The organism is Neisseria sp. P0009.S007, from assembly GCF_051962515.1.
In genome coordinates, this window is record NZ_JBQCVF010000655.1 from 1 (window position 1) to 906 (window position 906).

Here is a 906-nt window from a genome sequence, read left to right on the forward strand (position 1 = left end):
ATCTAACAATAACTGCAATAATAACCATTTATCTATATTTTAAATTTATCAAATTAAATATTTTGTAAGTAAGTTAGCAGACCGTAGCCAGCCGCGTTCTTGCCTTCCTACACGAATTCTACCTACAAGACACACAAAATTTGGAATTCGTGTTCAAGCTGTGTAGTACACATGTTTGTCTTGTAAACCTCTGTTCTTCCCCCCCAAAGGTCGTCTGAAACCCATTTTCAGACGACCTTTTACCACTTCGCCAAACAAGAATTCCCACTACCCTCTCCCCAAACGTCGCCCGAACCAGTAAACTCCCCATGTTTCAACCACTTCTTGGAAGCAAACCATGCCCCGTATCCACCCGCTCCACCTGTTCCCGCCCCATATCACCGAACGCGGACTGCTGTATTTTCAGCAGGGCAAGCAAGCTGTAGCCTACATCAAACCGCGTGCGTGCCTTCGGGCACACACCCTACCTATGAATCACAAAGAATTTGAAATTTATGTGTAGCCAGCGTAGCCTGTCTAGCAAGCCGTAGCCTGTATCCAACCGCGTGCGTGCCTTTGGGCACACACCCTACCTGCAATCCCACAAAACCCGTATGTAGGGTGTGCGCGGTACGCACGCACGCGGTCTTTTGAAAAAATATTCTTTCCAATCAAACCAAAGGCCGTCTGAAAGCACTTTTCAACTTTCAGACGGCCTTTTTATATTCATATTTCTGTTTATTTTTCCAACCGTGCAATCAGTTCATCGGCCAAGTCTAGATAAGCCTGGGTGCCTTTGGCGTGGGCATCGTAGACGAGGGCGGGGAGGCCGTGGCTGGGGGCTTCGGCTAGGCGGATGTTGCGGGGGATGACGGTGTCGAAGAGCAGGTTGCCGAAGTGTTGTTTGAGCTGTTCGCTGACTTCGAC

At 48.6% G+C, this 906-nt stretch carries 2 protein-coding genes; one reads left to right on the forward strand and one right to left on the reverse strand.

The window, feature by feature from the left end:
* Positions 1–337: 337 nt before the first annotated feature.
* Positions 338–502 (forward strand): hypothetical protein, encoded by a 165-nt coding sequence (locus ACTHS3_RS15460; protein ID WP_440368434.1) that lies wholly within the window; start codon positions 338–340, stop codon positions 500–502.
* Between the two features lie 215 nt (positions 503–717).
* On the opposite strand, the gene ACTHS3_RS15465 is transcribed toward ACTHS3_RS15460, so the two are convergent.
* Positions 718–906: ParA family protein (locus tag ACTHS3_RS15465; protein WP_440368435.1), on the reverse strand; the 189-nt coding region annotated here is incomplete at its 5' end.